General features: G+C 61.0%; 1 protein-coding gene and 1 pseudogene. Both read right to left on the reverse strand.

Annotated elements, in window-relative coordinates; translation table 11 throughout:
- Window positions 1-344, reverse strand: a pseudogene (locus ACXAG8_RS18490) (xanthine dehydrogenase family protein molybdopterin-binding subunit); the annotation flags it as partial.
- A gap of 82 nt (window positions 345-426) precedes the next feature.
- Complete coding sequence (locus ACXAG8_RS18495; protein ID WP_475230687.1) at window positions 427-909, reverse strand: (2Fe-2S)-binding protein; 483 nt, start codon at window positions 907-909, stop codon at window positions 427-429.
- Window positions 910-920 lie beyond the last annotated feature (11 nt).

The raw sequence follows: 920 nt of genomic DNA on the forward strand, positions 1-920 counted from the left end.
GCGGCGATGGGATCGCCCACATGGCGCACCTTGCCCTGGGCCAGAATGGGATGCGCAGGCTCCTGCATGGGCGCGCCGTGCTTGTCCGTCACCTCCCAGCCGCAGGGCATGCCGCCCACGCCTTCGAAATCCTTGCCGGTAAACACCTTGACCACGCCCGGCATGGCCTCGGCCGCCGAGGTATCAAGGCCGGTGATCCGGCCATGCGCGATATCCGAGCGCAGGAAATAAACATAGGCCTGTCCGGCCACGTTGATGTCGTCGGTGTAATTGCCTGCTCCGGTCAGAAAGCGCACGTCCTCGCGCCGCTTGGAACTGGCTCCGATGCCACTGTCTTTGGGCATTGCTTGTTCTCCTCCCATAAACGGATGCCACAAGGCACCCCCTGTCATCCCACGGGCGTCTGGCCTGACGCCCGCAGCGGCATCATTCGGCGGCGATGTGGCTTACATCCTGGCCCGAAGCGGCCATGATCGCCTTGACGATGTTGTGATAGCCCGTGCAGCGGCACAGATTGCCCTCAAGATACTTGCGCACCTCAGCTTCCGTCGGGCGCGGATTGTCCTTCAGCAAGGCCGCAGCGCTCATCACCATGCCAGGTGTACAGAACCCGCATTGCAACCCGTGATGATCCTGAAACGCCTGCTGGATCACGCTCAGCGACCCATCCGCATGCGCCTGACCCTCGATCGTGCCAACCTCGGCCCCGTCCGCCTCAAGCGCCAACATGTTGCAGGACTTCACCGCAACACCATCAACATGAACAACACAGGCCCCACACTGCGCCGTGTCACACCCAACATGCGTCCCGGTCAAAGACAAGTGATCACGCAAAAATCCAGACAATAACGTCCGACCCTCAACGTCACCCTCAACCACACGACCGTTAACGGTCATCGATACCTTCATAAAATCCTCCC

This window comes from Ruegeria sp. ABD4_443 (genome assembly GCF_056160865.1).

Bases quoted from the DNA above. Each gene is read 5' to 3' on its own strand.
- ACXAG8_RS18495 (WP_475230687.1), bottom strand. From the start codon at position 909: ATGAAGGTATCGATGACCGTTAACGGTCGTGTGGTTGAGGGTGACGTT.